The sequence below is a fragment of the Streptomyces sp. NPDC033270 genome, assembly GCF_055576575.1.
This window is the reverse complement of sequence record NZ_JBVIRA010000040.1, coordinates 15868-41570: the sequence shown is the minus strand read 5'-3', so window position 1 is coordinate 41570 and position 25703 is coordinate 15868. Positions and strand designations below refer to the sequence as shown.

Sequence of the window (25703 nt, the reverse complement as noted above, 5' to 3'; positions counted from 1 at the left end):
GGGAGGCCGTTGACGACGGTGACCTGAGGACCGGCTACAGCTCGTCGATGGCGGTCAGGTCGATGTCGATGGGGTAGGGCACATTGACCTTGACGCGGTCGTGGTGGATGCCGGTCAGCGCGTAGGTGCCGGTGGTCTGCCCCAACTCGTAGACCTGGATGACCGGATGGTCGTCGGGCTCCGCCATCTCGACCAGCCAGAAGTGGTGGATGCCTGCAGCGGCGTACTTGTGCGGCTTCGTATGACGGTCGCGCGACTCGGACTCAGGAGAGATGACCTCGACGGCCATCAGGACATCCTCGCCCTTGAAGTGCGTCTGCCGCGGTCCTTTCTTCGCGCTGGCCTTCACGACGGAGATATCCGGCTCGGGGCCGTTGCGCCGGTCTAGCAACACGGTCATCTCTCGGGCGACTTTGAGGTGAGGTGGCAGGGTGCGGCGCAGGCCACTCACCAGCAGGTCGATCGCGGTGAAGTGGAAGTAGCGCTGCGGACTCACCAGGACCAGGCTCCCGTCGATCAGCTCGGTGTGCGGCGGGAGATCCGGCAGTGTGAACAGGTCGTCCACCGTGTACCCGTCCAACGGGGGCATCCGCCAGTGATGCTGCTCGATGGACTCGGCGGTCATGGTTCCTCCCATGGGTGGGATTCTTCGGCCTGCTAGTCCACGGTAGCGGCCGGATCCCGATCACGTCATCACAAAGAGTGACCAGCGCGCGCCGCGCCCCCGGCGGCCTCGGCCAGCGCCCCCGCCGCCAGCCGCCCCGCCTCCACCGCGTGTCCCGCGGTCGTCGGGACGCACCGGTTCGCCGTCGGGTCGTACTCGGTCATGATCACGCCCGCGTGGTCGGTGTCCGGTTCCCGGAGGGTCGCCGGGCGGCCCGCGGTGCGCAGGGCCTCCGCCAGGTCGCGGGAGTGCCGGGCGTCGAGGACCACGTCCCGGGTGCCGTGGACGAGGTGGACGGGGACGGCTGGGGCCAGGCCCGCGGCGAGGTCGGCCAGTGGGGCGGTGCCCGTGGTGCGGGCCGGCAGGTCGTAGCGGCCCGCGAGGCCCACCACCGCACTCGGCCGCCAGCCGTCGGCGACCTCGGGCCGCAGGGCGACGCCCAGCGTGGCTCCGGCGCCCGCCGACCACCCGGCCAGCGCGAACGACTCCCCGTCGCCGCCCAGCCCGCCCGCCTCTTTGCGGACGAAGGAGAGCGACTCCAGCAGATGCCCCCGGCCGCCGTCCGCGGCGTCCGAGCGCCAGTCCGGTACGAGGACCAGCAGGCCGCGTGCCGCCGCGGTGTGCGCCAGAGGGGCGAGGACGTCCCGTTCGTCGGGGCCGGCGCCGTGCCAGAGCAGGACGGTCGGTGCCGGGCCCGGTGTCCCCGCCGGGCGGTAGAGGTCCAGTCGCTTGCCGCTGGGGCCGTAGACCAGCCCGCGTTCCGTCTCCACCGCCGTGCCCGTGTCGGATGTCATGGTGATCACGCTAGGGCCTGTCCGATGGGTCAGGGTCGGAAAGGCCCTAGCCAACGGGCGGGGAACCGCGCTCCGGACCGGCGGTTTCCGCACGCCGACTACGCTGGGAAGGTCGATCGACCCCAAGCGCAGGAGTGAGATGGCCGTCAACCTCGTCAATCTGGAAGCCGTCAGCAAGGCGTACGCGCTGCGCGCGCTGCTCGACGGTGTCTCCCTCGGCGTCAACGAAGGGGACCGGATCGGCGTCGTCGGACGCAATGGCGACGGCAAGACCACCCTGATCCGGATCCTCGCCAAGCTGGAGGGCCCGGACCAGGGCCGGGTGACCCACGCCGGGCACCTGCGCCTGGGCGTCCTGACCCAGCACGACTCCCTCGACCCGGCCGCCACCATCCGGCACGAGGTCATCGGCGACCTCGCCGACCACGAGTGGGCCGGCAACGCCAAGATCCGCGACGTGCTGACCGGCCTCTTCGGCGATCTGCACATGCCCGGCTTCACCCAGGGCCTGGACACCGTCATCGGCCCGCTCTCCGGTGGTGAGCGCCGCCGCATCGCGCTGGCCAAGCTGCTGATCGCCGAGCAGGACCTGATCGTCCTCGACGAGCCCACCAACCACCTCGACGTCGAGGGCATCTCCTGGCTGGCCCGCCATCTCCAGGAGCGCCGCTCGGCGCTCGTCGTCGTCACCCACGACCGCTGGTTCCTCGACCAGGTCTGCACGCGGATGTGGGACGTCCAGCGCGGCGATGTGCACGAGTACGAGGGCGGCTACAGCGACTATGTCTTCGCGCGGGCCGAGCGGGAGCGGATCGCCGCCAGCGAGGAGGCCAAGCGGCAGAACCTGATGCGCAAGGAGCTGGCGTGGCTCAGGCGCGGCGCTCCGGCCCGTACGAGCAAGCCGCGGTTCCGCATCGAGGCCGCCAACGAACTGATCGCGGACGTCCCGCCGCCCCGCGACAGCGCCGAGCTGATGAAGTTCGCCAACTCCCGCCTGGGCAAGACGGTCTTCGACCTGGAGGACGTGACCGTACAGGCCGGCCCCAAGGTCCTGCTCAAGCACCTCACCTGGCAGCTGGGCCCGGGCGACCGGATCGGCCTGGTCGGCGTCAACGGTGCCGGCAAGACCTCGCTGCTGCGGGCGCTGGCCGAGGCGGCCCGCACCCAGGGCGAGGCGCAGCCGGCCGGCGGCCGCATCTCCGTCGGCAAGACCGTCAAGCTCGCCTACCTCTCCCAGGAGGTGTCCGAACTCGACCCCGACTGGCGGGTGTTGGAGGCCGTCCAGCGGGTGCGCGAGCGCGTCGACCTGGGCAAGGGCCGGGAGATGACGGCCGGCCAGCTCTGCGAGAAGTTCGGGTTCACCAAGGAGAAGCAGTGGACGCCCGTCGGCGACCTCTCCGGCGGTGAGCGGCGCAGGCTGCAGATCCTGCGGCTGCTGATGGACGAGCCGAACGTGCTCTTCCTGGACGAGCCGACCAACGACCTGGACATCGAGACGCTGACGCAGCTGGAGGACCTGCTCGACGGCTGGCCCGGCTCCCTCGTCGTCATCAGCCACGACCGGTACTTCATCGAGCGCACCACCGACCGCGTCCAGGCCCTCCTGGGAGACGCCACCCTCCGCATGCTCCCGCGCGGCCTGGACGAGTACCTCGAACGCCGCCGGAAGGTCATCGAGGCCGCCACCCCGTCGCCCGCTCCGCAGGCCGCGGCCCCCAAGAAGGCCGCCGCCGTCAACCGCGCCGCCCAGAAGGAACTGCAGAAGATCGAGCGCCAGTTGGACAAGATCGGCGACAAGGAAGGGAAGCTCCACGCCCAGATCGCCGAGAACGCCACCGACTTCGAGAAGGTCGCCGAACTCGACGCCCGGCTGCGCGAACTGACCGCCGAACGGGACGAGTTGGAGATGCGCTGGCTGGAGCTGGCCGAGGACGCCTAGGCGGTTGCCGGGGGCGGGTGGAGGTCCCTAGGGGGCAGGGGAACACATCCCGTAGGGGTGGCGAGCGCCCCCTTCGGGGCCACAACGGGGTGGGGGCGGGAGGTATTCCCCGGGGTGGCGCGGGAGGTGCTCACAAGCTGTGCCCCGGTCGCGGGGGCGGGGGGCGTGTTCCCGGGTGTGGCCGGAGGTATTCCCTTGGCCCCGACGCGGCCCGCGGCGGCGGCAGTTGGCCGCCTGCGACGGCTGCAATTGCCGCCTGCGACGGCGGCAATCGGCCGCCCCACAACGGCGGCCATCGGCCGGCCCGCGACGGCGGCAATCGGCCCCGATTGGCCGGGATTCCAGCATTCCGGGGGTCTTCTCCCCGGTAGTGGGCGCGCTCGGCGATCTGAGCGTGTAGCTTCCCGGGGACGAGCGGCCCGGCCGGGGCCGCGCCGGGGCCGCCGAAGTGGAGGGGTTGCTCGATGGGCGTGCGGCTCATGGTGGTCGACGATCACCGTCTGCTCGCGGAGGCGCTCGCCTCGGCGCTGAAGCTGCGCGGACACCGTGTGCTGGCCGCCGCCGCGCCGAGCGCCGGCGCTGCGGACCTGGTGGTGAGCCGGGCGCCCGAGGTGTGCCTGCTGGGTACCTCCCAGCCGGCGGAGCCGGGTGCCTTCGACCCGGTGGTGCGGATCAAGAAGGAGCGGCCGCAGGTCGCGGTGGTGGTGCTGGGGCCGGTGCCCAGCCCGCGCGGTATCGCCGCCGCCTTCGCGGCCGGGGCCTCGGGGTATGTGCGCAACGACGAGCGGATCGAGGGCGTGGAACGCGCCATGATGAAGGCGCGGGCGGGGGAGTCGGCGGTCTCGCCGCAGCTGCTGCAGCAGGCCTTCGAAGAGCTGCTGCACCCCGCGGCGCAGCCGGACGACGAGGGTGCGCGGCTGCTGGAGCTGCTCACCCCGCGTGAGGTGGAAGTGCTGATGCGGGTCGCGGAGGGCGAGGACACCCGGTTGATCGCGGCCGGGATGGACATCGCGCCGAGCACCGCGCGTACGCACGTCCAGCGGGTGCTGATGAAGCTGGAGGTGGGCTCCCGGCTGGAGGCCGCCGCGCTGGCGGCGCGCACCGGGCTGCTGGACCGGGCGGGCGGCGGCCGGGGCGCCTCGGCGACGGCGGCGGGAGCCGGTGAGCGCACCCCGCCCCCGCCGCGTTGACAGGCCCTAGGGCCTGTCCGAGGGGTCATGGCCGGGTCCGCGGCGTCTGGCACGGCACCTCGCGGCGTTGCCGAAACGTCCCGATAGCTCCGCTATCGAGACGCTCCGGCGCCTTGCGATGCAGCTCGGCATCCAAGGAGCACATGAGGAGCCGAGACGGAGTTCGCGGTGGGGGTACCTCCCGCGCCCTTAAGGCGTGGGGGAGAACGCAGTGCACCAGACGCCGCGGCCCTTTCCGACCTTGACCCCTCGGACAGGCCCTAGGGGTCTTTCCGGCCCTGACCCCTCGGACAGGCCCTAGCCCCCGGAGGGGTCTTCCCCGGTGTCGTCCGTCAGCTCGGCCGCTGTCGGCGGGACGGCCGGGCGCAGCTTCAGCCAGACGAGGAAGAACAGGCCGAGGGCGAGCATGCCCAGGCCGGTCCAGAGGTTGATGTTGATGTCCTGGGCCTTCTTCAGGTCCGCGTCGTCGGCCATCAGGCCGGCGATGGTGACGATCACGCCGTAGACGACGAACAGGCCGCCGATGATGCGCCGTAGGTCGAAGAGCCGCGCGGCGGTCGCCGATTCGCGCTCCAGCTCCTCGACCTCGTGCTGGTAGTCACTCATGGTGGGTCAACTCCGCTGTTCGGGCAGGTGCGGGCGGCTTCAGAAGGAGAACGGGACGTAGCAGACGGCGGCGAGGACGATCGCTCCCCAGCCCAGCAGGGCGGGCTTGCGGTACCAGGCGTCGTCGCCCTCGGCCGGGAGCTCTTCCATGCCGGGGATGGGGGTCCCCCCGGTCGAGCGAAGCCTCGACTGGGGGAGGGTGCCGTAGACCAGGCCGGCCAGCGACTCGGCGGGCTTGGGCTTGGTGGCCAGGGTGACCACGAACATCACCAGTGCGCCGACGACGAAGGCGACGATCGAGGAGACGAAGTTGGCGCCCTGGTCGGAGGGGATCGAGATGACGCCCTGCTGGTAGAGCCAGAAGTAGTTGACCATCGCGGCCGCGGTGCCGGAGAGCAGTCCCCAGAAGCCGGCCGCGGCGCTGGTCCGCTTCCAGAACATGCCGATGATGAAGACGACGAACAGCGGCACGTTGAAGAAGGAGAACAGCGTCTGGAGGTAGTTCATGATGTTGCTGAAGGACGCGGCGATGAAGGCGGTGCCCATGCCGATCAGCACACCGACCGCGGTGACCACCCGTCCGGTCTTGAGGTAGTACGCGTCCTCGCGGCCCTTCTTGAGGTACGCGGCCCATATGTCGTTGGTGAAGACCGTGTTGAAGGACGACACGTTGGCGGCCATACCGGCCATGAAGGCGGCGAGCAGGCCGGTCACCGCGATGCCGAGGACGCCGTTGGGCAGCAGGTCGCGCATCAGCACGGGGATGGCGTCGTTGTACTGCAGGCCGTCCTTGGACTTGCCCAGCGTCGGCTCCATGACCAGCGCGATCAGGCCGGGTACGACCACCACCATCGGTATGAAGATCTTGGGGAAGGCGGCGATCAGCGGGGTGCGCTTGGCGGCGGAGAGGTTCTTCGCGGACAGTGCGCGCTGCACCTCGGCGAAGTTGGTGGTCCAGTAGCCGAAGCTCATCACGAAGCCGAGGCCGAGGACGATGGTGAGCCAGTTCGCGCCGAGCGGGTTGCCCTCGCCGATGCCGGTGCCCTTCCAGGCGGTCAGGAACGCGTCGCCGTGCGAGGAGGTCAGCGAGTCGGTCAGCCCGTCCCAGCCGCCGACGCGCTTGAGGCCGACGACGGTCAGCGGGATCAGCGCGGCGAGGATGACGAAGAACTGCAGCACCTCGTTGTAGATCGCCGAGGACAGCCCGCCGATGGTGATGTACGCCAGGACGAAGAAGCCGGCGACGACGATCGCGACCCACTCGGGCCAGCCCAGCAGTGCTTCCAGCACGATCGCCATGGCGTACAGGTTCACGCCCGCGATCAGCACCGAGGAGACGGCGAAGATGACCGACGACAGCAGGTGCGAGGAGGGGCCGAAGCGGTGCAGCAGGAACTCGGGCACCGAGCGGACCTTGGAGCCGTAGTAGAAGGGCATCATCACCAGGCCGAGGAAGACCATGGCGGGGATGGCGCCGATCCAGTACCAGTGGACGGTGTAGGCCCCGTACTGCGCGCCGTTGGCGGCCATACCGAGGATCTCGGTGGCGCCGAGGTTGGCGGCGACGAAGGCCAGACCGGTGACCCAGGCGGGCAGCGACCGTCCGGAGAGGAAGAAGTCCAGGCTCGTCTTCACGCTGCGCTTGGCGGCGAATCCGATGCCGAGGACGACGACGAAGTAGAGGGCCAGGATCGTGTAGTCGAGCCCGTTGGTGGGCAGTCGTAGCCCTTCGGCCAGGGTGATCATGGTGGGTACTCGCTTCTTTGCGCGACCGGAACGCACAGAAAGCTACGCCCGGGCGGTCAGAAACTGAATACTTTTGTTCGGTTGAGTTGTTGGATCGTGATGGGCTCGGGCGGTGTGGCCGCGGCGCAGCCCGGTGCGCTGCGGGCCGGAGGCCGCGTCGGCCCCGCGTTGACGCATCTGTTTAGTTGTGCTTCATTGTGTTTGTTTGTGTTTGGTCGGCGTGTGGTGTGTGAGGAGCTCCCGGTGAAGAAGACGACGACCCGGCTCGCGGACGGGCGGGAGCTCATCTACTACGACGCACGCGACGACGCGGTACGCGACGCCGTCGACCAGCGTCCCCTCGACCCCGTCGCCACCTCCTCCGAGATCCGCCACGACCGCCTCCTCGGCGACTTCGTCGCCATCGCCTCCCACCGCCAGGCCCGCACCTACCACCCCCCGGCCGACGAGTGCCCGCTGTGCCCCTCCCGCGACGGCCGGCACTCCGAGATCCCCGCCGCCGACTACGACGTCGCGGTCTTCGAGAACCGCTTCCCCTCCCTCGCCGGCGGCAGCGGCCGCTGCGAGGTCGTCTGCTTCACCTCCGACCACGACGCCTCCTTCGCCGACCTCACCGAGGAGCAGGCCGCCCTGGTCCTGGCGGCCTGGACCGACCGCACCGCCGAGCTCTCCCAACTCCCGGGCGTGGAACAGGTCTTCTGCTTCGAAAACCGCGGCGCGGAGATCGGCGTCACCCTCGGCCATCCGCACGGCCAGATCTACGCCTACCCCTTCACCACCCCGCGCACCGAGCGGATGCTGCGCGCGCTCGCCGACCACCGCGAGGTCACCGGGGGCAACCTCTTCGACGACGTCCTCGCCGAGGAGCTCGCCGACGGCCGCCGCATCGTCCTCGAAGGCGAGCACTGGGTGGCCTTCGTGCCCTACGCCGCCCACTGGCCCTACGAGGTGCACCTCTACCCCCGGCGCCGGGTCCCCGACCTGCTCGCCCTCGACGAGGCCGCGCGCACGGAGTTCCCACAGGTCTATCTGGAAGTCCTGCGGCGCTTCGACCGGATCTTCGACACCGCGGACGGCGGCGCACCGACGCCGTACATCGCCGCCTGGCACCAGGCGCCGCTGCACGCCGAGGCGCGCGAGGACTTCGCACTCCACCTCGAGCTTTTCACCATTCGCCGCACTTCCGGCAAGCTGAAGTTCCTCGCGGGTTCCGAATCCGGCATGAACGTGTTCATCAACGACGTGCCGCCGGAGGCCGCGGCCGAGCGACTGCGAGAGGTAGCGAGCGAGTGAGCAAGAAGTACCTGGTCACGGGTGGGGCGGGATATGTCGGCAGCGTCGTCGCCGCGCATCTTCTGGAGGCCGGCCACGAGGTGACCGTGCTGGACGACCTGTCCACCGGGCACCGCGTGGGCGTCCCCGAGGGCGCGCACTTCATCGAGGGCCGCATCCAGGACGCCGCCAAGTGGCTCGACGCCACCTTCGACGCGGTGCTGCACTTCGCCGCGTTCTCGCAGGTCGGCGAGTCGGTCACGGACCCCGAGAAGTACTGGCGCAACAACGTCGGCGGCACCATGGACCTGCTCGCCGCCATGCGCGACGCCGGCGTCCGCACGCTGGTGTTCTCCTCCACCGCGGCGACCTACGGCGAGCCGGTGAGCACCCCCATCACCGAGACCGACCCGACCGCCCCGACCTCGCCGTACGGCGCGAGCAAGCTCGCCGTCGACCACATGATCAGCGGCGAGGCCGCGGCACACGGCCTGGCCGCCGTCTCGCTGCGCTACTTCAACGTCGCCGGCGCCTACGGCAGCTGCGGCGAGCGCCACGACCCCGAGTCGCACCTGATCCCGCTCGTCCTCCAGGTCGCGCAGGGCAAGCGCGAGGCGATCTCCGTCTTCGGCGACGACTACCCCACCCCCGACGGCACCTGCGTCCGCGACTACATCCACGTCGCGGACCTGGCCGAGGCGCATCTGCTGGCGCTGGACGCGGCCACCCCCGGCGAGCACCTGATCTGCAACCTCGGCAACGGCAACGGCTTCTCGGTCCGCGAGGTCATCGAGACCGTCCGCAAGGTCACCGGCCACCCGATCCCCGAGATCACCGCCCCGCGCCGCGGCGGCGACCCGGCCGTCCTGGTGGCCTCCGCGCAGACCGCCGTCGACCGGCTCGGCTGGCGGCCCAGCCGCGCCGACCTCGCGGGGATCGTCGCGGACGCCTGGGCGTTCGCTCAGTCGCACTCCGGCCCGTCCGGCGACTGAGAAACCGGGTGCGGGGCGGAGCCCCGGCGGCAGCCAGAAAGGACGAAGGTTCCACGTGACACAGACGGCGCACGGCGCACCCCGGACGGCGGTGGCCTTCGGCGAGGTATACGGCACCGAGCCCCAGGGCGTCTGGGCCGCCCCCGGCCGCGTCAACCTGATCGGTGAACACACCGACTACAACGACGGCTTCGTGATGCCGCTGGCCCTCCCGCACACCACCCTCGCCGCCGCCGCACCCCGCACCGACGGGGTGCTGCGGCTGCACTCCGGCGGCGCCGACGGCGGGATCGTCGAACTGCGCATCGACGAACTGCGCCCGGCCCCCCAGGCGGGCTGGGCCGCCTACCCGGCGGGCGTCGTCTGGGCGATGCGCGAGGAGGGGCTGCCCGTCGGCGGCGCGGACCTGCACTACGACAGCACGGTGCCCACCGGCGCCGGGCTCTCCTCGTCCGCCGCCCTGGAGATCGCCACCGTCCGCGCGCTCAACGACCTCTACGGCCTTCAGCTGCCCCCGCAGGACCAGGCCCGGCTCGCCCAACGGGCCGAGAACGCCTTCGTCGGCGTCCCCTGCGGGATCATGGACCAGACCGCAGCGGCCTGCTGCACCGAGGGCCACGCGCTGTTCCTGGACACCCGTGACCTCACCCGGCGCCAGGTCCCCTTCGACCTGGCGGGGGAGGGGCTGCGCCTGATGGTGGTCGACACCCGGGTCAAGCACGAGCTGGGCGACGGCGCGTACGCCGAGCGGCGCGCTGGCTGTGAGCGGGGTGCGCGGGCGCTCGGGGTGCGCGCACTGCGTGATGTGCCCTACGCACAACTGCCCGAGGCGCTGGCGAAACTGGCCGACGAGCCCGCCGTCCAGGCCCTCGTACGGCATATCGTCACCGAGAACCAGCGCGTCGAAGCGGTCGTCGCCTGCCTGGACGCCGGCCGCACCCGCGCCATCGGCCCGGTGCTGACGGCCGGCCACGCCTCGCTCCGCGACGACTTCAAGATCTCCTGCCGGGAACTCGACCTCGCCGTCGACACCGCCCACGCGGCCGGCGCCCTCGGGGCCCGGATGACCGGCGGCGGGTTCGGCGGCTCGGCGATCGTGTTGGTCGAGGAGGCGGCCGCGGCCACCGTCGGCGCGGCGGTCACCGAGGCGTTCGCGGCCGCCGGGCACACCGCGCCGCGGATCTTCGAGGCCGTCCCGAGCGCGGGAGCGCGCCGCATCAAGTAGGGCGCGCCGGACGGCGTGCGGCCAACGGGCGACGGCCAAATGGCCCGGGCGCGGGAGCAGTTTCGCCAATCACCTTCCCTTGTCGCACCCCGTCCGTACTCTGAGATCCTGCGCCGGTGGGGGCCGGTGCCGATCAGGGGGGCGAGACCGTTTCGGGGTACGACGCCCCGGGTGGGGGTAGCCATGCCCGCACGGCGGCGGCCGTGCGGCTGAGGCGATCTTCAATCCGGGCGTCGTGCCCGCTATGGTCCGTTCACCGAGACAGGGGGTCTCTGTGCAACGCATCCGGGTTCTGGTGGTCGACGACCACCGCATCTTCGCCGAATCCCTGGCAGCCGCGCTCGCCGCGGAACAGGACGTGGACGTCGCGGCCGCCGGCAGCGCGCCCGCGGCCCTGCGCAATCTGGACCGGGCGGCCACCGAAGGCCGCCGGTTCGACGTGGTGCTGGCCGACGCCGACCTCGCCGCGCCGCTCCTGGCGGTGCCCGCGCAGGCGCCGGGACCGGCCCGCGAGGCCGTCCCGCGCAGCTGCCCGCGCGACGGCATCGCGCTCGTCTCCGGCCTGCGCACCAGCCACCCGTATCTGCGCACGGTCGTCCTCGCCGACCGCGACGACCCGCGCCGCGCGGCCGCCGCCCTACAGGCCGGCGCCTCGGGCTGGGTCGCCAAGGACTGCTCGCTCTCCCGGCTGCTCGCCGTGATCCGCGGCGTCCTGCGTGATGAAACGCATCTGCCGCCGGCCCTGCTGACGGGGGTGCTGCGCGAGCTGACGGCCGCCCGCAAGCACCGCTCGGAGAGCGAGCGGCTGGTGGAGTCGCTGACGCCGCGTGAGCGCGAGGTGCTGCGCTGCATGGTGGCGGGCCTGGGGCGCAAGGCGGTCGCCGAGCGGCTGTTTCTCTCCCCGCACACGGTCCGTACCCACATGCAGAACGTGCTCGGCAAGCTCGGCGTGCACTCGACCCTCGCGGCGGTGGCACTGGCCCGCCGGGCCGGAGTGGGCCCGGTCGAGCTGGAGGCAACGGCGGCGGCCTCGGTGCCGGTGCCCTGAGGCCCCGGCGCAGCGGGCGTGGCCCTCACCCGTCGGTCAGTACGGCCACGCCCCGGGCCGCCAGCGTGACCCGGTCGACGACGGCGCCGCACCGCGCGCCGTCCGCCGCCAGCGCCTCGCGCATCGGCTCCGGCAGCCCCACCTCCACGGTGTCCGTGCCGTGGTTGAGCAGGAACAGATACCGCCCGCCGGCGCCCTCACGGACGGTGGCCTGGACGCCGGCCGGCAGCCCCGGCACCACCGGTGCCACGCCCGCCGCCCGGCGTACGTCGTCCAGCAGCGCCCGCATCAGCGTCGGTTCGGGCCGGGTGCCGAGGTACCAGACGGTGCCCCGCCCGTAGGTGTGCCGGGTCAGCGCGGGCCGCCCGGCGAGGTCCCCGTCCGTGAAGCGGGCGAGCGCCTTGGCCCCTTCGAGGTCGATGGCCTCCGACCACAGGTCGGCCCGCCCCGCGTAGGCCCCCTCGACCGCCACCGTACGGCCCGCGTCCAGTGGCCAGAACTCCTCCACCCGCAGCCCCAGCAGCTCCCGCAGCGGCGCCGGAGCGCCGCCGGGGTGCACCCGGTCGTGCTCGTCGACGATCCCGGAGAAGAACGACACGACCAGCCGGCCGCCGTCGCGCACATAGGCCGTCAGCCGCTCGGCGTCGCGCGCGGTCAGCAGATACAGATTGGGCACGACGACCAGCCGGTAGCCGTCCAGCTCCCGCTGCGGCGGCACCACGTCGCAGGCCACGCCCGCCTCGAACAGCGGCCGGTAGTGCTCCAGCGCGATCCGGGAGTGCTCCAGCGCGGTCGACGGCTTGGAGTCCAGCTCCAGCGCCCACCAGCTGTGCCAGTCCGCCAGCAGCGCCACCTCGGCCCGCGAACGGGTCCCCTCGATGCCCGGGAGCGACGCCAACTCCCGTCCCAGTTCCGTCACTTCGCGGAAGATCCGGGTATCGGTCCCGCCGTGCGGCAGCATCGCCGAGTGGAACTTCTCCGCGCCGCCCAGGGACTGCCGCCACTGGAAGAACAGCACCGCGTCCGCGCCCTGGGCGACGGCCTGCCAGCTCCACAGCCGCATCGCCCCGGGCGGCTTGGGGCCGTTGCGGGGCCGCCAGTTGACCGCGCTCGGCGCCTGTTCGAGCAGCAGCCAGGGCTGCCCGGAGCGCGCCGAGCGCATCAGGTCGAAGACGTAGCCGGCCCGGATGTGGTCGTCACCGGCGTAGGGGTCCTGGTAGAAGTCCAGTGCCATCGCGTCCATGTGCGGCGACCAGGCGAACGCGTCGACCGGCTTGTGCTGCGGCATCAGGTTGGTGGTGACCGGGACCTCGGGCGTCAGCCGGTTCAGCACCTCCTTCTCGGCGAGGTAGCAGGCGCGCAGCGCCTCGTCGCCGAAGCGCAGATAGTCCAGTTGCTGCGCGGGATTGGGGAAGGTGGGCGCGGTGCGGGGCGGCAGCACCTCGTCGAAGTCGCCGTACCCCTGCGACCAGAAGGCCGTCGACCAGGCGGCGTTGAGCGCCGCCACGCTCCCGTAGCGCTCGCGCAGCCAGCGCCGGAAGTCCTCGGCGGACACCGCGCAGTAGCACTGGCGGGTGTGGCAGCCGTATTCGTTGCCGATGTGCCACATGGCGAGCGCGGGGTGGCCGGCGTAGCGGGTGGCGAGCTGCTCGACGAGCCGTACGGCGTGCGCGCGGTAGACGGGGCTGGAGGGGCAGTAGTGCTGCCGGCCGCCGGGCCAGCGGCGCTGCCCGTCGGGGCCCTCGGGCAGGATCTCGGGGTGCGCGTGGGAGAGCCAGGGCGGTGGTGAGGCGGTCATCGTCGCCAGGCAGACGGCGACACCGGCGCCGGCCAGGTTGTCCATGACCCGGTCGAACCAGCTGAAGTCCCACTGCCCGGGCCGGGGTTCGACCCTCGCCCAGGAGAAGATCCCGGCGGTGACCATGGTGACGTGGGCCGCCTTCATCAGCTTCAGGTCCTCGGCCCACACCTCCTCGGGCCACTGCTCGGGGTTGTAGTCGCCGCCGAATTGGATGCCCATGGATCCCCCTACGGATCGAAGCTCGGACGGGGCGTCGCGGGCCGCCGTCGGCGGGTCCCGCTCATGACGAGTTCTTGTACACGCTCCAGCCGCCGTCGACGACGAGGCTCGCGCCGGTGACGAAGGACGCCTCGTCGGAGAGCAGGAAGGCGATGGCGGCGGCGACCTCCTCGGGCCGCCCCAGCCGCCGCGCCGCCGTCTCCGCGGCGCTGGCCTGCCGCTGCGCCTCGTCGATACCGTCCCAGGCCGCGGTGAGCACCGGGCCCGGCAGCACGCTGTTGACCCGCACCTGCGGCCCGTACTCGACTGCCAGCTGCCGCCCCAGACCGGTCAGCCCGGCCTTGGCCGCCGCGTACGCGGGCCGTCCCGGCAGGCCCACCAGCGCGTGCACGGACGAGGTCAGCACCACCGCGCCGTGGCGTTCGCGCAGGTCCTCAAGGGTGGCGCGGACGCCGAGGAAGGAGCCGGTCAGGTTCACCGCGAGCTGCCGGTCCCACTCCGCGAGCGAGGTGGCGTCGGCGGCCGCCACATGGGGCAGGAAGGCGTTGCTGACCAGTCCGTCCACCGGCCCGTAGCGCTGCCGTGCGGCCTTCGCCGCCCGCTGCCAGTGGGCCTCGTCCGCCACATCGCAGTGCTCGTACGAGGCCCGGCCGCCGGCCGCCCTGATGCGCCGTGCGAGGTGCTCGCCGCGTGCGTCGTCGATGTCCAGCAGCAGGACGCCGGCGCCCTCGGCGGCCAGCCGGTCGGCGGTGGCCGCCCCGATCCCGGCGGCGGCCCCGGTCACCAGGACCGTACGGCCCTCGAACCGCTTGCCGTACGGGCCGCTCGGCGGGTGCGGTGGTCGCTGCTGGCTCATGGCGCGATCCAAGTGCACAAGGCGAGCGAGGGGCAAGGGGACGTGGTACGAGAGGGGCGTGCGTCAATTCAGGGGGCGCGCTTTACCTGCTTGTGCGCCGTCAGATATGGCGCGTAACAGTCTGTCGCGCGCCGTCGTAGATCTTTCCCGGAGGGGTGTGCATCCGGCTCTGCCACCTCGGACGCGAGCGCCCGCGCCGTATGCCCGGGAGCGCGCGCCCCTCACCCACCTCGGAAAGTTGGCGGACCTCCGGCCCGGAAGCCCCCGGGCGCCGCCGCCCGCCGGTCCTTGTCCGCCCTGCGCCGTCGCCGCGCGCTATGCGGGGGTGTTGTCGAACGGACCCGTCAACCGCCTTAGCAGTCCGGCCAGTTCGCCGCGCTGCTGGCGGGAGAGTTCGGCGAGAATGGCACGCTCCTGGACCAGTAGTCCGGCCAGCGACTGGTCGGCCTTGTCGCGGCCCTCGGCGGTCAGCCTGACCAGGACTCCCCGCCGGTCGCTGGGGTCCGGCAGCCGCTCGACGAGGTCCTTCTTGGCCAGCCGGTCGATGCGGTTGGTCATCGTCCCGGACGTGACCAGCGTCTGCGTCAGCAGCGCGCCGGGGGAGAGCTGATACGGCGCCCCGGCCCGGCGCAGCGCGGTCAGCACGTCGAACTCCCAGGGCTCCAGCCCCACCTCGGCGAACGCGATGCGGCGGGCCCGGTCGAGGTGTCTGGCCAGCCGGGAGACGCGGCTGAGGACCTCGAGCGGTTCCACGTCGAGGTCCGGGCGCTCACGGCGCCATGCAGCGACCAGTCGGTCGACCTCGTCCTCCATGACGATCAGTGTAGAGGGTCTGTCGACATGAAGTCTCTTGACGTCAAGATATATTCCGCTGGACTATGGGGCATCGTCGGCGGGGGCTCGGTTTCCAGCCGAGACGGCCCGAACCAGACCGTGCCAGCTTTGAGTCAGCCCTGCACCAGCAAAGGGGTCCAGAACATGCACGACGCGCCCACCTGGGATCCGCAGCAGTACCTCCGCCACTCCGGGCACCGTACCCGCCCCTTCCACGACCTGCTCGCGCGGATCCCGGAACTCCCCAGGCGGCAACGCCCCGCCCGGATCGCCGACCTGGGCTGCGGCCCGGGCAACGTCACCGTCCAACTCGCCACCCGCTGGACCGACGCGCACATCACCGGATACGACAACTCCCCGGAGATGCTCAAAGAAGCCGAGAACCACACCGGCCCCACCCCGGGCGGCGGCCACCTCGACTTCGCGCCCGCCGACGCCGCCGACTGGACTCCCGACGAGCCCTACGACCTGATCGTCTCCAACGCGGCACTGCAGTGGGTCCCCAACCACCCGGACTCCTTCGCCCGCTGGATCGACGCCCTCACCCCCGGCGGCACCTTCGCCTTCCAGGTCCCCGGCAACTTCACCTCGCCCAGCCACGCCCTGCTCGGCGAACTGTGCGACAGCCCCCAGTGGCGCCAGCGCCTCACCACCCACGGCCGGCGCTTCGTCCACATCCTGGAGCCCGCCGAATACCTCGAACGCCTCACCGACCTCGGCTGCACCACCGACGTGTGGGAGACGACCTACGTCCAGCTCCTGGAAGGCGACGACCCGGTCCTCGACTGGGTCAAGGGCACCGCCCTGCGCCCCGTCCTGACGGAACTGGAGAACGACCCGCTCGCCCGCGAGGCCTTCCTCGCCGAATACCGCGACGCCCTCCGCAAGGCCTACCCCACGGGCCGGCACGGCACGGTCTTCCCCTTCCGCCGCATCTTCGCCGTCGCCCGGAAACCGACCGACTGACCCCCACCCCTCCCAGGCCCCGACCTCAGTTCTTGCGATGCCCTATCAACCGCGGCTTCGCCTCCAGGTTGCCCAGGCCGTGCCAGGCCAGGTTCACCAGGTGGGCCGCCACCTCGGCCTTCTTCGGCTTGCGGGTGTCCACCCACCACTGGCCGGTCAGGGCGACCATGCCGACCAGCGCCTGGGCGTAGAGCGGGGCCAGTTTCGGATCGAAGCCGCGGGCCTTGAACTCCAGGCCCAGGATGTCCTCGACCTGGGTGGCGATATCGCTGATCAGGGAGGCGAACGTACCCGTGGACTGGGCGACGGGGGAGTCGCGGACCAGGATGCGGAAGCCGTCGGTGAAGGTCTCGATGTAGTCCAGGAGCGCGAAAGCCGCCTGTTCGAGCAGCTCACGGGGGTGGCCGGCGGTCAGCGCGCTGGTCACCATGTCCAGCAGCTGGCGCATCTCGCGGTCCACGACCACCGCGTACAGCCCCTCCTTGCCGCCGAAGTGCTCATAGACCACCGGTTTGGAGACGCCGGCCTTGGCCGCGATCTCCTCGACCGACGTGCCCTCGAAGCCGCGCTCGGCGAAGAGCGTGCGACCGATGTCCAGCAGCTGCTGCCGGCGCTCCGCACCAGTCATCCGTACCCTGCGGGCACGCCGGGTGCCCGCAGACGCGGAAGGCTTGCCCTTGCTGCTGCTCGTACTGCTGCTGTCGATCGCCACCCGTCAATCATGCCTTCCTCGACTACCGCGGGGAGGTACCCCCGGCGGCCATCTCCTTGCGCCGGGCCTCGATGCGCGAGGCGCTCGGCCACCGCACGTCGTACGCCCAGCCCGCCTTCTCGAACCAGCGGATCAGCCGGGCGCTGGAGTCCACCTGCCCCCGCAGCACACCGTGCCGGGCGCTCGTCGGGTCCGCGTGGTGCAGGTTGTGCCAGGACTCGCCGCAGGACAGCACCGCCAGCCACCAGACGTTGCCGGACCTGTCGCGGGACTTGAACGGGCGCTTGCCCACGGCGTGACAGATGGAGTTGATCGACCACGTCACGTGGTGCAGCAGCGCCACCCGCACCAGCGAGCCCCAGAAGAACGCGGTCAGCGCGCCCTGCCAGGACCACGTCACCAGACCGCCCACCAGCGGCGGGATCAGCAGCGACACCGTCGTCCACACCACGAACTGGCGGGAGATCGCACGCACCGCATCGTCCTTGATCAGGTCCGGTGCGTACTTGTGCTGCGGGGTCTGCTCCTCGTCGAACATCCAGCCGATGTGGGCCCACCACAGGCCCTTCATCAGCGCGGGCACCGTCTCGCCGAAGCGCCACGGCGAGTGCGGGTCGCCCTCGGCGTCGGAGAACTTGTGGTGCTTGCGGTGATCGGCCACCCAGCGCACCAGCGGACCCTCCACCGCCAGCGACCCCATGATCGCCAGCGCGATCCGCAGCGGGCGCTTCGCCTTGAACGCGCCATGCGTGAAGTAGCGGTGGAAGCCGATCGTGATGCCGTGGCAGCCGATGTAGTACATCGCGGTCATCAGGCCCAGATCCAGCCAGCTCACCCCCCAGCCCCAGGCCAGCGGCACCGCGGCCACCAGCGCCACGAACGGGACGGTGATGAAGAGCAGGAGCGTGATCTGTTCGACGGACCTGCGCTGTTCGCCGCCCAGCGTCGCGGACGGCAGCGGGCGACCGGTAGCCGGATCAACGGGCGAATCGGCAGGAATCGGTGATTCTTCTACGGCTTCAGGGCCAGCGGTCATGGTGTCCCTCGTCGGGGGCTCGGGGGCACGGCTACGGCTACGGGACCGTAACCTACGGTCTCGTAAGTATGGCAGCGACACCGACACGGGCAAGGCCGTGACAGGCCTCACACCCGCACCACCCGCCACAGATGCCCACCCATCGGACGGTGTGATCCGCTGACAGCGGGCAGATCTATCCTGGGCACGTCGGACAGCGCGGTCCGCAACCCGCCCGCATCAGACCTGCCCACCCGTCGCCCGCCACCACCCCTCCGCGAGTCGCGGCGCGACGTCCCTGAATGCCGCAAGGAGCCGCACCAGTGAGCAGTGCCGACAACAACCCCGCCGCGATCACGCCCGCCGACAGCCCCGAAGCCGGCCCGAGCGACAACGTCGCCCTGCGCGCCGACATCCGCCGCCTCGGCGACCTCCTCGGCGAAACCCTCGTCCGGCAGGAAGGCCCCGACCTCCTCGACCTCGTCGAGCGGGTCCGCGCCCTGACCCGCTCCGACGGCGAGGCGGCGGCCCGGCTCCTCGGCGACACGGACCTGGCCACCGCCGCGAAGCTGGTACGCGCCTTCTCGACCTACTTCCACCTCGCCAACGTCACCGAGCAGGTCCACCGCGGCCGCGAGCTGCGCGCCCGCCGCGCCGCCGAGGGCGGCATCCTCGCCCGCACCGCCGACATGCTCAAGGACGCCGACCCCCAGCACCTCCGCGAGACCGCGGCCCACCTCGGCGTACGCCCCGTCTTCACCGCACACCCCACCGAGGCCGCCCGCCGCTCCGTCCTCACCAAGCTCCGCAAGGTCGCCGAACTCCTCGACCGCACCGACGCCACCGAGCGCCACCGCACCGACCTGCGCCTGGCCGAGAACATCGACCTCATCTGGCAGACCGACGAGCTGCGCGTCGCCCGCCCCGAGCCGACCGACGAAGCCCGCAACGCCATCTACTACCTCGACGAGCTGGGCCGCGGCGCCGTCGGCGACGTCCTCGAAGACCTCGCCGCCGAGCTGGAGCGCGCCGGCACCGAGCTGCCCCCCGGCACCCGCCCGCTCACCTTCGGCACCTGGATCGGCGGCGACCGCGACGGCAACCCCAACGTCACCCCCCAGGTCACCTGGGACGTCCTGATCCTCCAGCACGAGCACGGCATCACCGACGCCCTCGAACACGTCGACGAGCTCCGCGGCGCCCTGTCGAACTCCATCCGCAACTGCGGCGCCACCGACGAGCTGCTGGCCTCCCTCCAGCACGACCTCGAACTCCTCCCCGAGATCAGCCCCCGCTACAAGCGCCTGAACTCCGAGGAGCCCTACCGCCTCAAGGCCACCTGCATCCGGCAGAAGCTCGTCAACACCCGCGACCGCCTCGCCGCCGACACCCCCCACGTCCCCGGCCGCGACTACCTCGGCACCGCCGAACTCCTCGACGACCTCACCCTCATCCAGACCTCGCTGCGCGCACACCGCGGCGGCCTGGTCGCCGACGGCCGCCTCGAACGCACCCTCCGCACCATCGGCGCCTTCGGCCTGCAGCTCGCCACCATGGACGTCCGCGAACACGCCGACGCCCACCACCACGCCCTCGGCCAGCTCTTCGACCGCCTCGGCGAGGAGTCCTGGCGCTACGTGGACATGCCGCGCGACTACCGCCGCAAGCTCCTCGCCAAGGAGCTGCGCTCCCGCCGCCCCCTGGCCCCCACCCCGGCCCCCCTCGACGAAGCCGGCGCCAAGACCCTCGGCGTCTTCCGCACCATCGGCAAGGCCAAGAAGACCTTCGGCCCCGAGGTCGTCGAGTCCTACATCATCTCCATGTGCCAGGGCTCCGACGACGTCTTCGCCGCCGCCGTCCTCGCCCGCGAAGCCGGCCTGATCGACCTGCACGCCGGCTGGGCCAAGATCGGCATCGTCCCGCTGCTGGAGACCACCGACGAGCTCAAGATCGCCGACCAGCTGCTCGACGAAATGCTCGCCGACCCCTCCTACCGCCGCCTGGTCGCCCTCAACGGCGACGTCCAGGAAGTCATGCTCGGCTACTCGGACTCCTCCAAGTTCGGCGGCATCACCACCTCCCAGTGGGAGATCCACCGCGCCCAGCGCCTGCTGCGCGACGTCGCCCACCGCCACGGCGTACGACTGCGCCTCTTCCACGGCCGCGGCGGCACCGTCGGCCGCGGCGGCGGCCCCTCCCACGACGCGATCCTCGCCCAGCCCTACGGCACCCTCGAAGGCGAGATCAAGGTCACCGAACAGGGCGAGGTCATCTCCGACAAGTACCTCGTGCCCTCCCTGGCCCGGGAGAACCTGGAGCTGACCGTCGCCGCCACCCTCCAGGCCTCCGCCCTGCACACCGCACCCCGCCAGTCCGACGAGGCCCTCGCCCGCTGGGACGCCGCCATGGAGACCGTCTCCGAGGCCGCCCACGGCGCCTACCGCCGCCTCGTGGAGGACCCCGACCTCCCCGCCTACTTCTTCGCCTCCACCCCCGTCGACCAGCTCGCCGAGCTGCACCTGGGCTCCCGCCCCTCACGCCGACCCGACTCCGGCGCCGGACTCGACGGCCTGCGCGCCATCCCCTGGGTCTTCGGCTGGACCCAGTCCCGCCAGATCGTCCCCGGCTGGTTCGGCGTCGGCACCGGCCTCAAGGCCGCCCGCGAAGCCGGCCTCGACCCCGTCCTCGACGAGATGCACGAGCACTGGCACTTCTTCCGCAACTTCCTGTCCAACGTCGAGATGACCCTGGCCAAGACCGACCTGCGGATCGCCCAGCACTACGTCGACACCCTCGTCCCCGACGAGCTCAAGCACGTCTTCGACGTCATCAAGGCCGAGCACGAACTCACCGTCGCCGAGGTCCTGCGCATCACCGGAGAGAACGAACTCCTCGACGCAAGCCCGGTCCTCAAGCAGACCTTCCACATCCGCGACGCCTACCTCGACCCGATCTCCTACCTCCAGGTCTCCCTCCTGCACCGCCAGCGCACCGCCGCCGAACGCGGCGACGAAGCCGACCCCGTGCTGGCCCGCGCACTGCTGCTCACCGTCAACGGCGTCGCCGCCGGCCTGCGCAACACCGGCTGACCCCACCGCGCACACACGACGGCGGCCGGCCCCTCACCCGAGGAGCCGGCCGCCGTCGTCGCTACGTCTGTCCGTTGGGTCAGGGCCGGACAAGCCCCTATGCCACCCGCCCTACATCGCGGCGAACGCCGCCCCCAACAACACCGCCCCCAACAAACCCATCACCCACGCCGTACGCCGCATCCGCATCCCCCCGGCCACCACCAGCGCCGCCAACAACAACGACCCCGCGAACGGCACCCACGCATGCAACACCCCCGCCGGCCCCGACCGCACCGCCTGCGACGAACCCGGCTTGAGCACCACCTCGACCCGCTCACCCCTGTCCGGCGCCGCCGCCCGCGCGACCGACACCTTCCGGGCCCCCCGGCCCTCCCCCTCCGGCACAAACGGACCCGTGCACCGCTCACCCGCACACGCCGACACCGTCATCGCACCGCGCTCCCGCCCCTTGACGAGCATCGCGTACTGCGCCGTACCCCACGACGTCCACACACCCGCCACCAGCAGGAGCAACGCCAGCAACCCCATCAACCCCGTCCGGGCGACGAGCAGCACCCCATAGGCACTCTCACCCACCCGCCGGGAACGGCTGCGTCTGACCGAACTCGTGCGCGTACTGCTTCTGGGCATGGCGGCGATCCTTGGCCATCCACCAGCACCCGGTCAACCTCGGACCACAGTTCGTCAGACCCTGACCCGCACTGTCCCATTCACGTGTTGTACGTGCTCTGCGCCCGTTCCAACCCCTCCACGATCAACGTCTCCACCGCATCCGCCGCACGATCCACGAAGTAATCCAGCTCCCGACGCTCCGCCGAACCGAAATCCTTCAACACGAAATCCGCCACCTGCATACGACCCGGCGGACGCCCGATCCCGAAACGCACCCGGTGGTACTCCGCACCCAACGACTTCGTGATCGACTTCAGACCGTTGTGACCGTTGTCACCGCCGCCCAACTTCAGCCGCAGCGCACCGTAATCAATATCCAACTCATCATGAACCGCCACGATGTTGGCCACCGGGACCTTGTAGAAATCCCGCAACGCCGTCGTCGGCCCACCCGACAGATTCATGAACGACAACGGCTTCGCCACCACCACCCGGCGACTGCCCGGCCCCGGCGGACCGATCCGACCCTCCACCACCTGCGCCCGCGCCTTGTGCGCCTTGAAACGCCCACCCATGCGCTCGGCCAACAGATCGGCCACCATGAAACCGACGTTGTGCCGATTGCCGGCGTACTCCGGACCGGGATTACCCAGCCCCACCACCAGCCAGGGGCTGCCTGCATCCGTCATCTGCACGCTCCTTCAACAACGCAACCGTCGCCCCACGCCAACAGCGCGGGACGACGGTCACAAAGACGAACCCGAGGCACACCGGCAACAGCCGCCCACCCCGGAAGAGGATCAGGCCTCGGCGCCCTCGGCACCCTCACCCTCGGCGGCCTCCTCGGCCGGCGCCTCCGCCTGCGCCGAGACGACCTGCAGCACCACGGCGTCGTCCTCAACGGCCAGCGTGGTGCCCGACGGCAGGGCGATGTCCTTGGCCTGCACCGACGAACCGGCGTCCAGACCCGCGATGGAGACCGTGACCGACTCCGGGATGTGGGTGGCCTCGGCCTCGACCGGCAGGGTGTTCAGCACGTGCTCGAGCAGGTTGCCACCCGGGGCCAGCTCGCCCTCGGTCTGGATCGGCAGCTCGACGGTGACCTTCTCGCCCTTCTTCACGGCCAGGAAGTCCACGTGCACCAGGAACCGGCGGATCGCCTCACGCTGCACGGCCTTGGGGATGACCAGCTCGCTCTTGCCGTCGAACTCCAGACGCAGCAGCGCGTTCGGGGTCTTCAGGGCCATCATCAGCGCGTGGCTGTCCACGGCGACGTGCTGCGGCTCCGCGCCGTGACCGTAAATGACACCGGGAACCTTCGCCTCACGACGCAGACGGCGGGCAGCACCCTTACCGAAGTCGTTCCGCAGCTCACCGGCAAGCTTGATCTCAGCCATAACAGCACTCCTCGTATCGCAGAAACATCTGGTGGGCGTCACCCGGCCCACGACAGACCTGCTACGAAGAGCGCGTCGATAACGGACAGCCACCACAAAAGGGCGGCCTCCCTCGCCGAGCAACTCCACGAGTCTACCCGGCCGGGAGGCCGCCCCAAAGTCGATCAATCAGTACGAGAGATCGCTCACTGCTCGTCGAACAGACTCGTCACCGAGCCGTCCTCGAAGACCTCACGCAGCGCCCGCGCGATCGTCGGCGCCATCGACAGCACCGTGATCTTGTCCAGCTCCAGCTCGGACGGCGTGGGCAGCGTGTTGGTGAACACGAACTCGCTCACCTTCGAGTTCTTCAACCGGTCCGCCGCCGGACCCGACAGCACACCGTGCGTCGCCGTCACGATGACATCCGCCGCACCATTGGCGAACAGCGCGTCGGCCGCGGCACAGATCGTGCCACCCGTGTCGATCATGTCGTCGACCAGGACACACACCCGGCCCTCCACATCACCGACGACCTCATGGACCGTGACCTGATTCGCCACGTCCTTGTCCCGGCGCTTGTGGACGATCGCCAGCGGCGCACCCAGCCGGTCGCACCAACGGTCGGCGACCCGCACCCGGCCCGCGTCCGGGGAGACCACCGTGAGCTTGTCGCGATCCACCTTCGCGCCCACGTAGTCCGCGAGAACCGGCAGCGCGAAAAGGTGATCCACCGGACCGTCGAAGAAGCCCATGATCTGGTCCGTGTGCAGATCCACCGTCACCACACGGTCCGCACCCGCGGTCTTCATCAAATCCGCGATCAGCCGCGCCGAAATCGGCTCACGGCCACGGTGCTTCTTGTCCTGACGCGCATAGCCATAGAACGGCACGACCACCGTGATGCTCCGAGCGGAAGCCCGCTTCAACGCATCAATCATGATCAGCTGCTCCATGATCCACTTGTTGATCGGAGCCGTGTGGCTCTGAATCAAGAAGCAATCCGCGCCACGCGCGGACTCCTGATAGCGGACATAGATCTCACCGTTGGCGAAGTCGAAAGCCTTCGTCGGGACCAGGCCGACACCCAGCTGATGCGCGACCTCCTCCGCCAGTTCGGGGTGGGCGCGGCCGGAGAAGAGCATCAGCTTCTTCTCGCCGGTCGTCTTGATCCCGGTCACAGCAAATCTCCTCGAATCACAGTTTGCGTGCGCTCATCACGGTACGCCCCGCACGGCGCACCCTTTGCACGATCACTACTCGCCCTCAGGCTCCCGGCGAGCAGCCGAAGCGGCCTGCGCGGCGGCGCTTCCGGGCCGCTTCCGCGCGACCCAACCCTCGATATTCCGCTGCTGGCCACGCGCGACCGCCAGCGAACCCGGGGGCACATCCTTGGTGATGACCGAGCCGGCCGCCGTATAAGCGCCGTCCCCGATCGTGACAGGAGCCACAAACATGTTGTCCGACCCCGTCCGGCAATGCGAACCGACGGTCGTGTGGTGCTTGGCCTCACCGTCATAATTCACGAACACACTCGCCGCGCCAATATTGGTGAACTCACCAATCGTCGCGTCCCCCACATACGACAGGTGCGGAACCTTCGTCCCCTCGCCGATCGACGCGTTCTTCATCTCCACATACGCGCCGGCCTTCGACTTCGGACCAAGATCCGTCCCCGGACGCAGATACGTATAGGGACCGACATTCGCCCCCGCGCCGATACGCGCACCCTCCGCGACCGTGAACGACACCACGGCACCCGCACCGACCGCCGTATCCGTCAGCCGCGTATGCGGACCCACCTCGGCGCCGGTGGCGACACTCGTGGCCCCCAGCAGCTGCGTCCCCGGATGGATCGTCGCGTCCTGCTCGAAGACGACCGACACGTCGACGAACGTCGAGGCCGGGTCGACGACCGTCACACCGGCCAGCATCGCCCGCTCCAGCAACCGCTCGTTCAGCAGCCGACGGGCCTCGGCCAGCTGCACCCGGTTGTTGATCCCGAGGATCTCGCGGTGATCGCCGGCCACGGCCGCACCCACCCGGTGCCCCGCCTCCCGCACGATCCCCAGCACATCGGTCAGGTACTCCTCGCCCTGACTGTTGTCCGTACGCACCTTGCCCAGCGCATCGACCAGCAGCCTGGCGTCGAAGGCGAACACCCCGGAGTTGATCTCCCGGATCGCCCGCTGGGCGTCGCTCGCGTCCTTGTGCTCGACGATCGCCGTCACCGCGCCGGTGTCCGCGTCACGCACGATCCGGCCGTAGCCGGTCGCATCCGGCACCTCGGCGGAGAGCACGGTCACCGCGTTCTTGTCCGCGGCATGGGTGTCACCGAGCCGCCGGAGGGTCTCGCCGGTCAGCAGCGGGGTGTCGCCGCAGACCACGATCACGGTGCCGTCGAGGACCACACCGCTGCCGCTCAGCTCCTCCAGAGCCGTACGGACGGCGTGGCCGGTGCCCTTCTGCTCGTGCTGCACGGCGGTGCGCACGTCCGGGTCGATCCCGGCGAGATGCGCCTGCACCTGCTCACGGGCGTGGCCGACGACCACGACGAGGTTCTGGGGGTCCAGCTCACGGGAGGCGGCGACGACATGCCCGACGAGGGAGCGGCCGCAGAGGGCGTGCAGGACCTTTGGGGTCGCCGACTTCATGCGGGTGCCCTCACCCGCTGCGAGAACGACGACGGCTGCCGGGCGGTTGGCGCTCACGGGGATGCCCTTCGGCTTCTTGGCTACTTCGGG

At 70.8% G+C, this 25703-nt stretch carries 22 protein-coding genes; 8 read left to right on the top strand and 14 right to left on the bottom strand.

Translation table 11 applies throughout. The features are described from left to right. Nucleotides 1-34: 34 nt before the first annotated feature. Complete coding sequence (locus tag ACZ5XZ_RS36275) at nt 35-625, bottom strand: Uma2 family endonuclease (RefSeq protein ID WP_468986242.1); 591 nt, start codon at nt 623-625, stop codon at nt 35-37. Between the two features lie 68 nt (nt 626-693). Beyond that, the gene (locus ACZ5XZ_RS36270; protein WP_468986221.1) at nt 694-1458 is read right to left on the bottom strand and encodes an alpha/beta hydrolase; all 765 of its coding nucleotides are present in this window, start codon (nt 1456-1458) and stop codon (nt 694-696) included. Nucleotides 1459-1597: 139 nt separating this feature from the next. Here ACZ5XZ_RS36270 and ACZ5XZ_RS36265 point away from each other — a divergent pair, with 139 nt between their 5' ends. Together ACZ5XZ_RS36265 and ACZ5XZ_RS36260 are read left to right on the top strand one after the other, a co-directional pair. After that, nucleotides 1598-3397 (top strand): ABC-F family ATP-binding cassette domain-containing protein, encoded by a 1800-nt coding sequence (locus ACZ5XZ_RS36265; RefSeq protein WP_468986218.1) that lies wholly within the window; start codon nt 1598-1600, stop codon nt 3395-3397. A gap of 464 nt (nt 3398-3861) precedes the next feature. Next, a complete protein-coding gene (locus ACZ5XZ_RS36260) occupies nt 3862-4587 on the top strand; it encodes a response regulator transcription factor (protein ID WP_468986215.1) in 726 nt (241 codons plus the stop codon). 297 nt (nt 4588-4884) lie between these two features. Here the strand turns inward: ACZ5XZ_RS36260 and ACZ5XZ_RS36255 are convergent, their stop codons facing one another. After that, nucleotides 4885-5193: a hypothetical protein gene (locus tag ACZ5XZ_RS36255; RefSeq protein ID WP_468986214.1), complete on the bottom strand. Its 309-nt coding sequence runs from the start codon at nt 5191-5193 to the stop codon at nt 4885-4887. Nucleotides 5194-5232: 39 nt separating this feature from the next. Continuing rightward, on the bottom strand, nt 5233-6939 hold the full coding sequence (locus ACZ5XZ_RS36250) for a sodium:solute symporter family protein (RefSeq protein ID WP_468986213.1): 1707 nt from the start codon (nt 6937-6939) through the stop codon (nt 5233-5235). Between the two features lie 243 nt (nt 6940-7182). On the opposite strand from ACZ5XZ_RS36250, the gene galT reads away from it, so the two are divergent. The 4 genes from galT to ACZ5XZ_RS36230 all read left to right on the top strand — a co-directional run bounded on the left by galT (nt 7183) and on the right by ACZ5XZ_RS36230 (nt 11476). Further along, entirely contained in the window at nt 7183-8232 is a 1050-nt protein-coding gene (gene galT, locus ACZ5XZ_RS36245) for a galactose-1-phosphate uridylyltransferase (protein WP_468986211.1), read from the top strand. Next, on the top strand, nt 8229-9203 hold the full coding sequence (gene galE, locus ACZ5XZ_RS36240; RefSeq protein WP_468986210.1) for a UDP-glucose 4-epimerase GalE: 975 nt from the start codon (nt 8229-8231) through the stop codon (nt 9201-9203). The genes galT and galE overlap by 4 nt, the downstream gene beginning before the upstream one ends. Before the next feature lie 55 nt (nt 9204-9258). Next, the gene (gene galK / locus ACZ5XZ_RS36235) at nt 9259-10428 is read left to right on the top strand and encodes a galactokinase (RefSeq protein ID WP_468986208.1); all 1170 of its coding nucleotides are present in this window, start codon (nt 9259-9261) and stop codon (nt 10426-10428) included. A 274-nt stretch (nt 10429-10702) separates the two neighbouring features. Then, a complete protein-coding gene (locus tag ACZ5XZ_RS36230; protein WP_468986206.1) occupies nt 10703-11476 on the top strand; it encodes a LuxR C-terminal-related transcriptional regulator in 774 nt (257 codons plus the stop codon). A gap of 25 nt (nt 11477-11501) precedes the next feature. On the opposite strand, the gene ACZ5XZ_RS36225 is transcribed toward ACZ5XZ_RS36230, so the two are convergent. The 3 genes from ACZ5XZ_RS36225 to ACZ5XZ_RS36215 all read right to left on the bottom strand — a co-directional run bounded on the left by ACZ5XZ_RS36225 (nt 11502) and on the right by ACZ5XZ_RS36215 (nt 15165). After that, complete coding sequence (locus ACZ5XZ_RS36225; protein ID WP_468986204.1) at nt 11502-13496, bottom strand: beta-galactosidase; 1995 nt, start codon at nt 13494-13496, stop codon at nt 11502-11504. Between the two features lie 61 nt (nt 13497-13557). After that, nucleotides 13558-14352 (bottom strand): SDR family NAD(P)-dependent oxidoreductase, encoded by a 795-nt coding sequence (locus ACZ5XZ_RS36220; protein ID WP_468986202.1) that lies wholly within the window; start codon nt 14350-14352, stop codon nt 13558-13560. 315 nt (nt 14353-14667) lie between these two features. Beyond that, on the bottom strand, nt 14668-15165 hold the full coding sequence (locus tag ACZ5XZ_RS36215; protein ID WP_384440326.1) for a MarR family winged helix-turn-helix transcriptional regulator: 498 nt from the start codon (nt 15163-15165) through the stop codon (nt 14668-14670). 165 nt (nt 15166-15330) lie between these two features. On the opposite strand from ACZ5XZ_RS36215, the gene ACZ5XZ_RS36210 reads away from it, so the two are divergent. Then, on the top strand, nt 15331-16152 hold the full coding sequence (locus ACZ5XZ_RS36210; RefSeq protein WP_468986200.1) for a trans-aconitate 2-methyltransferase: 822 nt from the start codon (nt 15331-15333) through the stop codon (nt 16150-16152). Nucleotides 16153-16177: 25 nt separating this feature from the next. Here the strand turns inward: ACZ5XZ_RS36210 and ACZ5XZ_RS36205 are convergent, their stop codons facing one another. Both ACZ5XZ_RS36205 and ACZ5XZ_RS36200 read right to left on the bottom strand, forming a co-directional pair. Continuing rightward, complete coding sequence (locus ACZ5XZ_RS36205) at nt 16178-16864, bottom strand: TetR family transcriptional regulator (protein WP_468986197.1); 687 nt, start codon at nt 16862-16864, stop codon at nt 16178-16180. 22 nt (nt 16865-16886) lie between these two features. Beyond that, nucleotides 16887-17900, bottom strand: coding sequence for an acyl-CoA desaturase (locus ACZ5XZ_RS36200; protein WP_468986194.1), 1014 nt, complete (start codon nt 17898-17900; stop codon nt 16887-16889). A 302-nt stretch (nt 17901-18202) separates the two neighbouring features. On the opposite strand from ACZ5XZ_RS36200, the gene ppc reads away from it, so the two are divergent. Further along, a complete protein-coding gene (gene ppc, locus ACZ5XZ_RS36195; RefSeq protein WP_468986191.1) occupies nt 18203-20968 on the top strand; it encodes a phosphoenolpyruvate carboxylase in 2766 nt (921 codons plus the stop codon). Between the two features lie 111 nt (nt 20969-21079). Here the strand turns inward: ppc and ACZ5XZ_RS36190 are convergent, their stop codons facing one another. The 5 genes from ACZ5XZ_RS36190 to glmU all read right to left on the bottom strand — a co-directional run bounded on the left by ACZ5XZ_RS36190 (nt 21080) and on the right by glmU (nt 25670). Continuing rightward, a complete protein-coding gene (locus ACZ5XZ_RS36190; RefSeq protein WP_468986188.1) occupies nt 21080-21601 on the bottom strand; it encodes a hypothetical protein in 522 nt (173 codons plus the stop codon). Between the two features lie 80 nt (nt 21602-21681). Further along, nucleotides 21682-22272: an aminoacyl-tRNA hydrolase gene (gene pth / locus ACZ5XZ_RS36185; RefSeq protein ID WP_468986186.1), complete on the bottom strand. Its 591-nt coding sequence runs from the start codon at nt 22270-22272 to the stop codon at nt 21682-21684. 111 nt (nt 22273-22383) lie between these two features. Next, on the bottom strand, nt 22384-22980 hold the full coding sequence (locus tag ACZ5XZ_RS36180) for a 50S ribosomal protein L25/general stress protein Ctc (RefSeq protein ID WP_468986184.1): 597 nt from the start codon (nt 22978-22980) through the stop codon (nt 22384-22386). A 185-nt stretch (nt 22981-23165) separates the two neighbouring features. Further along, entirely contained in the window at nt 23166-24140 is a 975-nt protein-coding gene (locus ACZ5XZ_RS36175; RefSeq protein ID WP_384440305.1) for a ribose-phosphate diphosphokinase, read from the bottom strand. Nucleotides 24141-24215: 75 nt separating this feature from the next. After that, nucleotides 24216-25670 (bottom strand): bifunctional UDP-N-acetylglucosamine diphosphorylase/glucosamine-1-phosphate N-acetyltransferase GlmU, encoded by a 1455-nt coding sequence (gene glmU / locus ACZ5XZ_RS36170; RefSeq protein ID WP_468986181.1) that lies wholly within the window; start codon nt 25668-25670, stop codon nt 24216-24218. Between the last annotated feature and the right edge of the window lie 33 nt (nt 25671-25703).

Excerpts from the sequence above, each read along its gene's own strand:
- ACZ5XZ_RS36265 (WP_468986218.1), top strand. The coding sequence starts at position 1,598 with ATGGCCGTCAACCTCGTCAATCTGGAAGCCGTCAGCAAGGCGTACGCG.
- ACZ5XZ_RS36210 (WP_468986200.1), top strand. The coding sequence starts at position 15,331 with ATGCACGACGCGCCCACCTGGGATCCGCAGCAGTACCTCCGCCACTCC.
- ACZ5XZ_RS36260 (WP_468986215.1), top strand. The coding sequence starts at position 3,862 with ATGGGCGTGCGGCTCATGGTGGTCGACGATCACCGTCTGCTCGCGGAG.
- ACZ5XZ_RS36250 (WP_468986213.1), bottom strand. The coding sequence starts at position 6,939 with ATGATCACCCTGGCCGAAGGGCTACGACTGCCCACCAACGGGCTCGAC.
- ACZ5XZ_RS36255 (WP_468986214.1), bottom strand. The coding sequence starts at position 5,193 with ATGAGTGACTACCAGCACGAGGTCGAGGAGCTGGAGCGCGAATCGGCG.
- ACZ5XZ_RS36225 (WP_468986204.1), bottom strand. The coding sequence starts at position 13,496 with ATGGGCATCCAATTCGGCGGCGACTACAACCCCGAGCAGTGGCCCGAG.
- ACZ5XZ_RS36275 (WP_468986242.1), bottom strand. The coding sequence starts at position 625 with ATGACCGCCGAGTCCATCGAGCAGCATCACTGGCGGATGCCCCCGTTG.
- ACZ5XZ_RS36190 (WP_468986188.1), bottom strand. The coding sequence starts at position 21,601 with ATGCCCAGAAGCAGTACGCGCACGAGTTCGGTCAGACGCAGCCGTTCC.
- ACZ5XZ_RS36215 (WP_384440326.1), bottom strand. The coding sequence starts at position 15,165 with ATGGAGGACGAGGTCGACCGACTGGTCGCTGCATGGCGCCGTGAGCGC.
- ACZ5XZ_RS36220 (WP_468986202.1), bottom strand. The coding sequence starts at position 14,352 with ATGAGCCAGCAGCGACCACCGCACCCGCCGAGCGGCCCGTACGGCAAG.
- ACZ5XZ_RS36270 (WP_468986221.1), bottom strand. The coding sequence starts at position 1,458 with ATGACATCCGACACGGGCACGGCGGTGGAGACGGAACGCGGGCTGGTC.
- ACZ5XZ_RS36180 (WP_468986184.1), bottom strand. The coding sequence starts at position 22,980 with ATGGCTGAGATCAAGCTTGCCGGTGAGCTGCGGAACGACTTCGGTAAG.
- pth (WP_468986186.1), bottom strand. The coding sequence starts at position 22,272 with ATGACGGATGCAGGCAGCCCCTGGCTGGTGGTGGGGCTGGGTAATCCC.
- ACZ5XZ_RS36200 (WP_468986194.1), bottom strand. The coding sequence starts at position 17,900 with ATGACCGCTGGCCCTGAAGCCGTAGAAGAATCACCGATTCCTGCCGAT.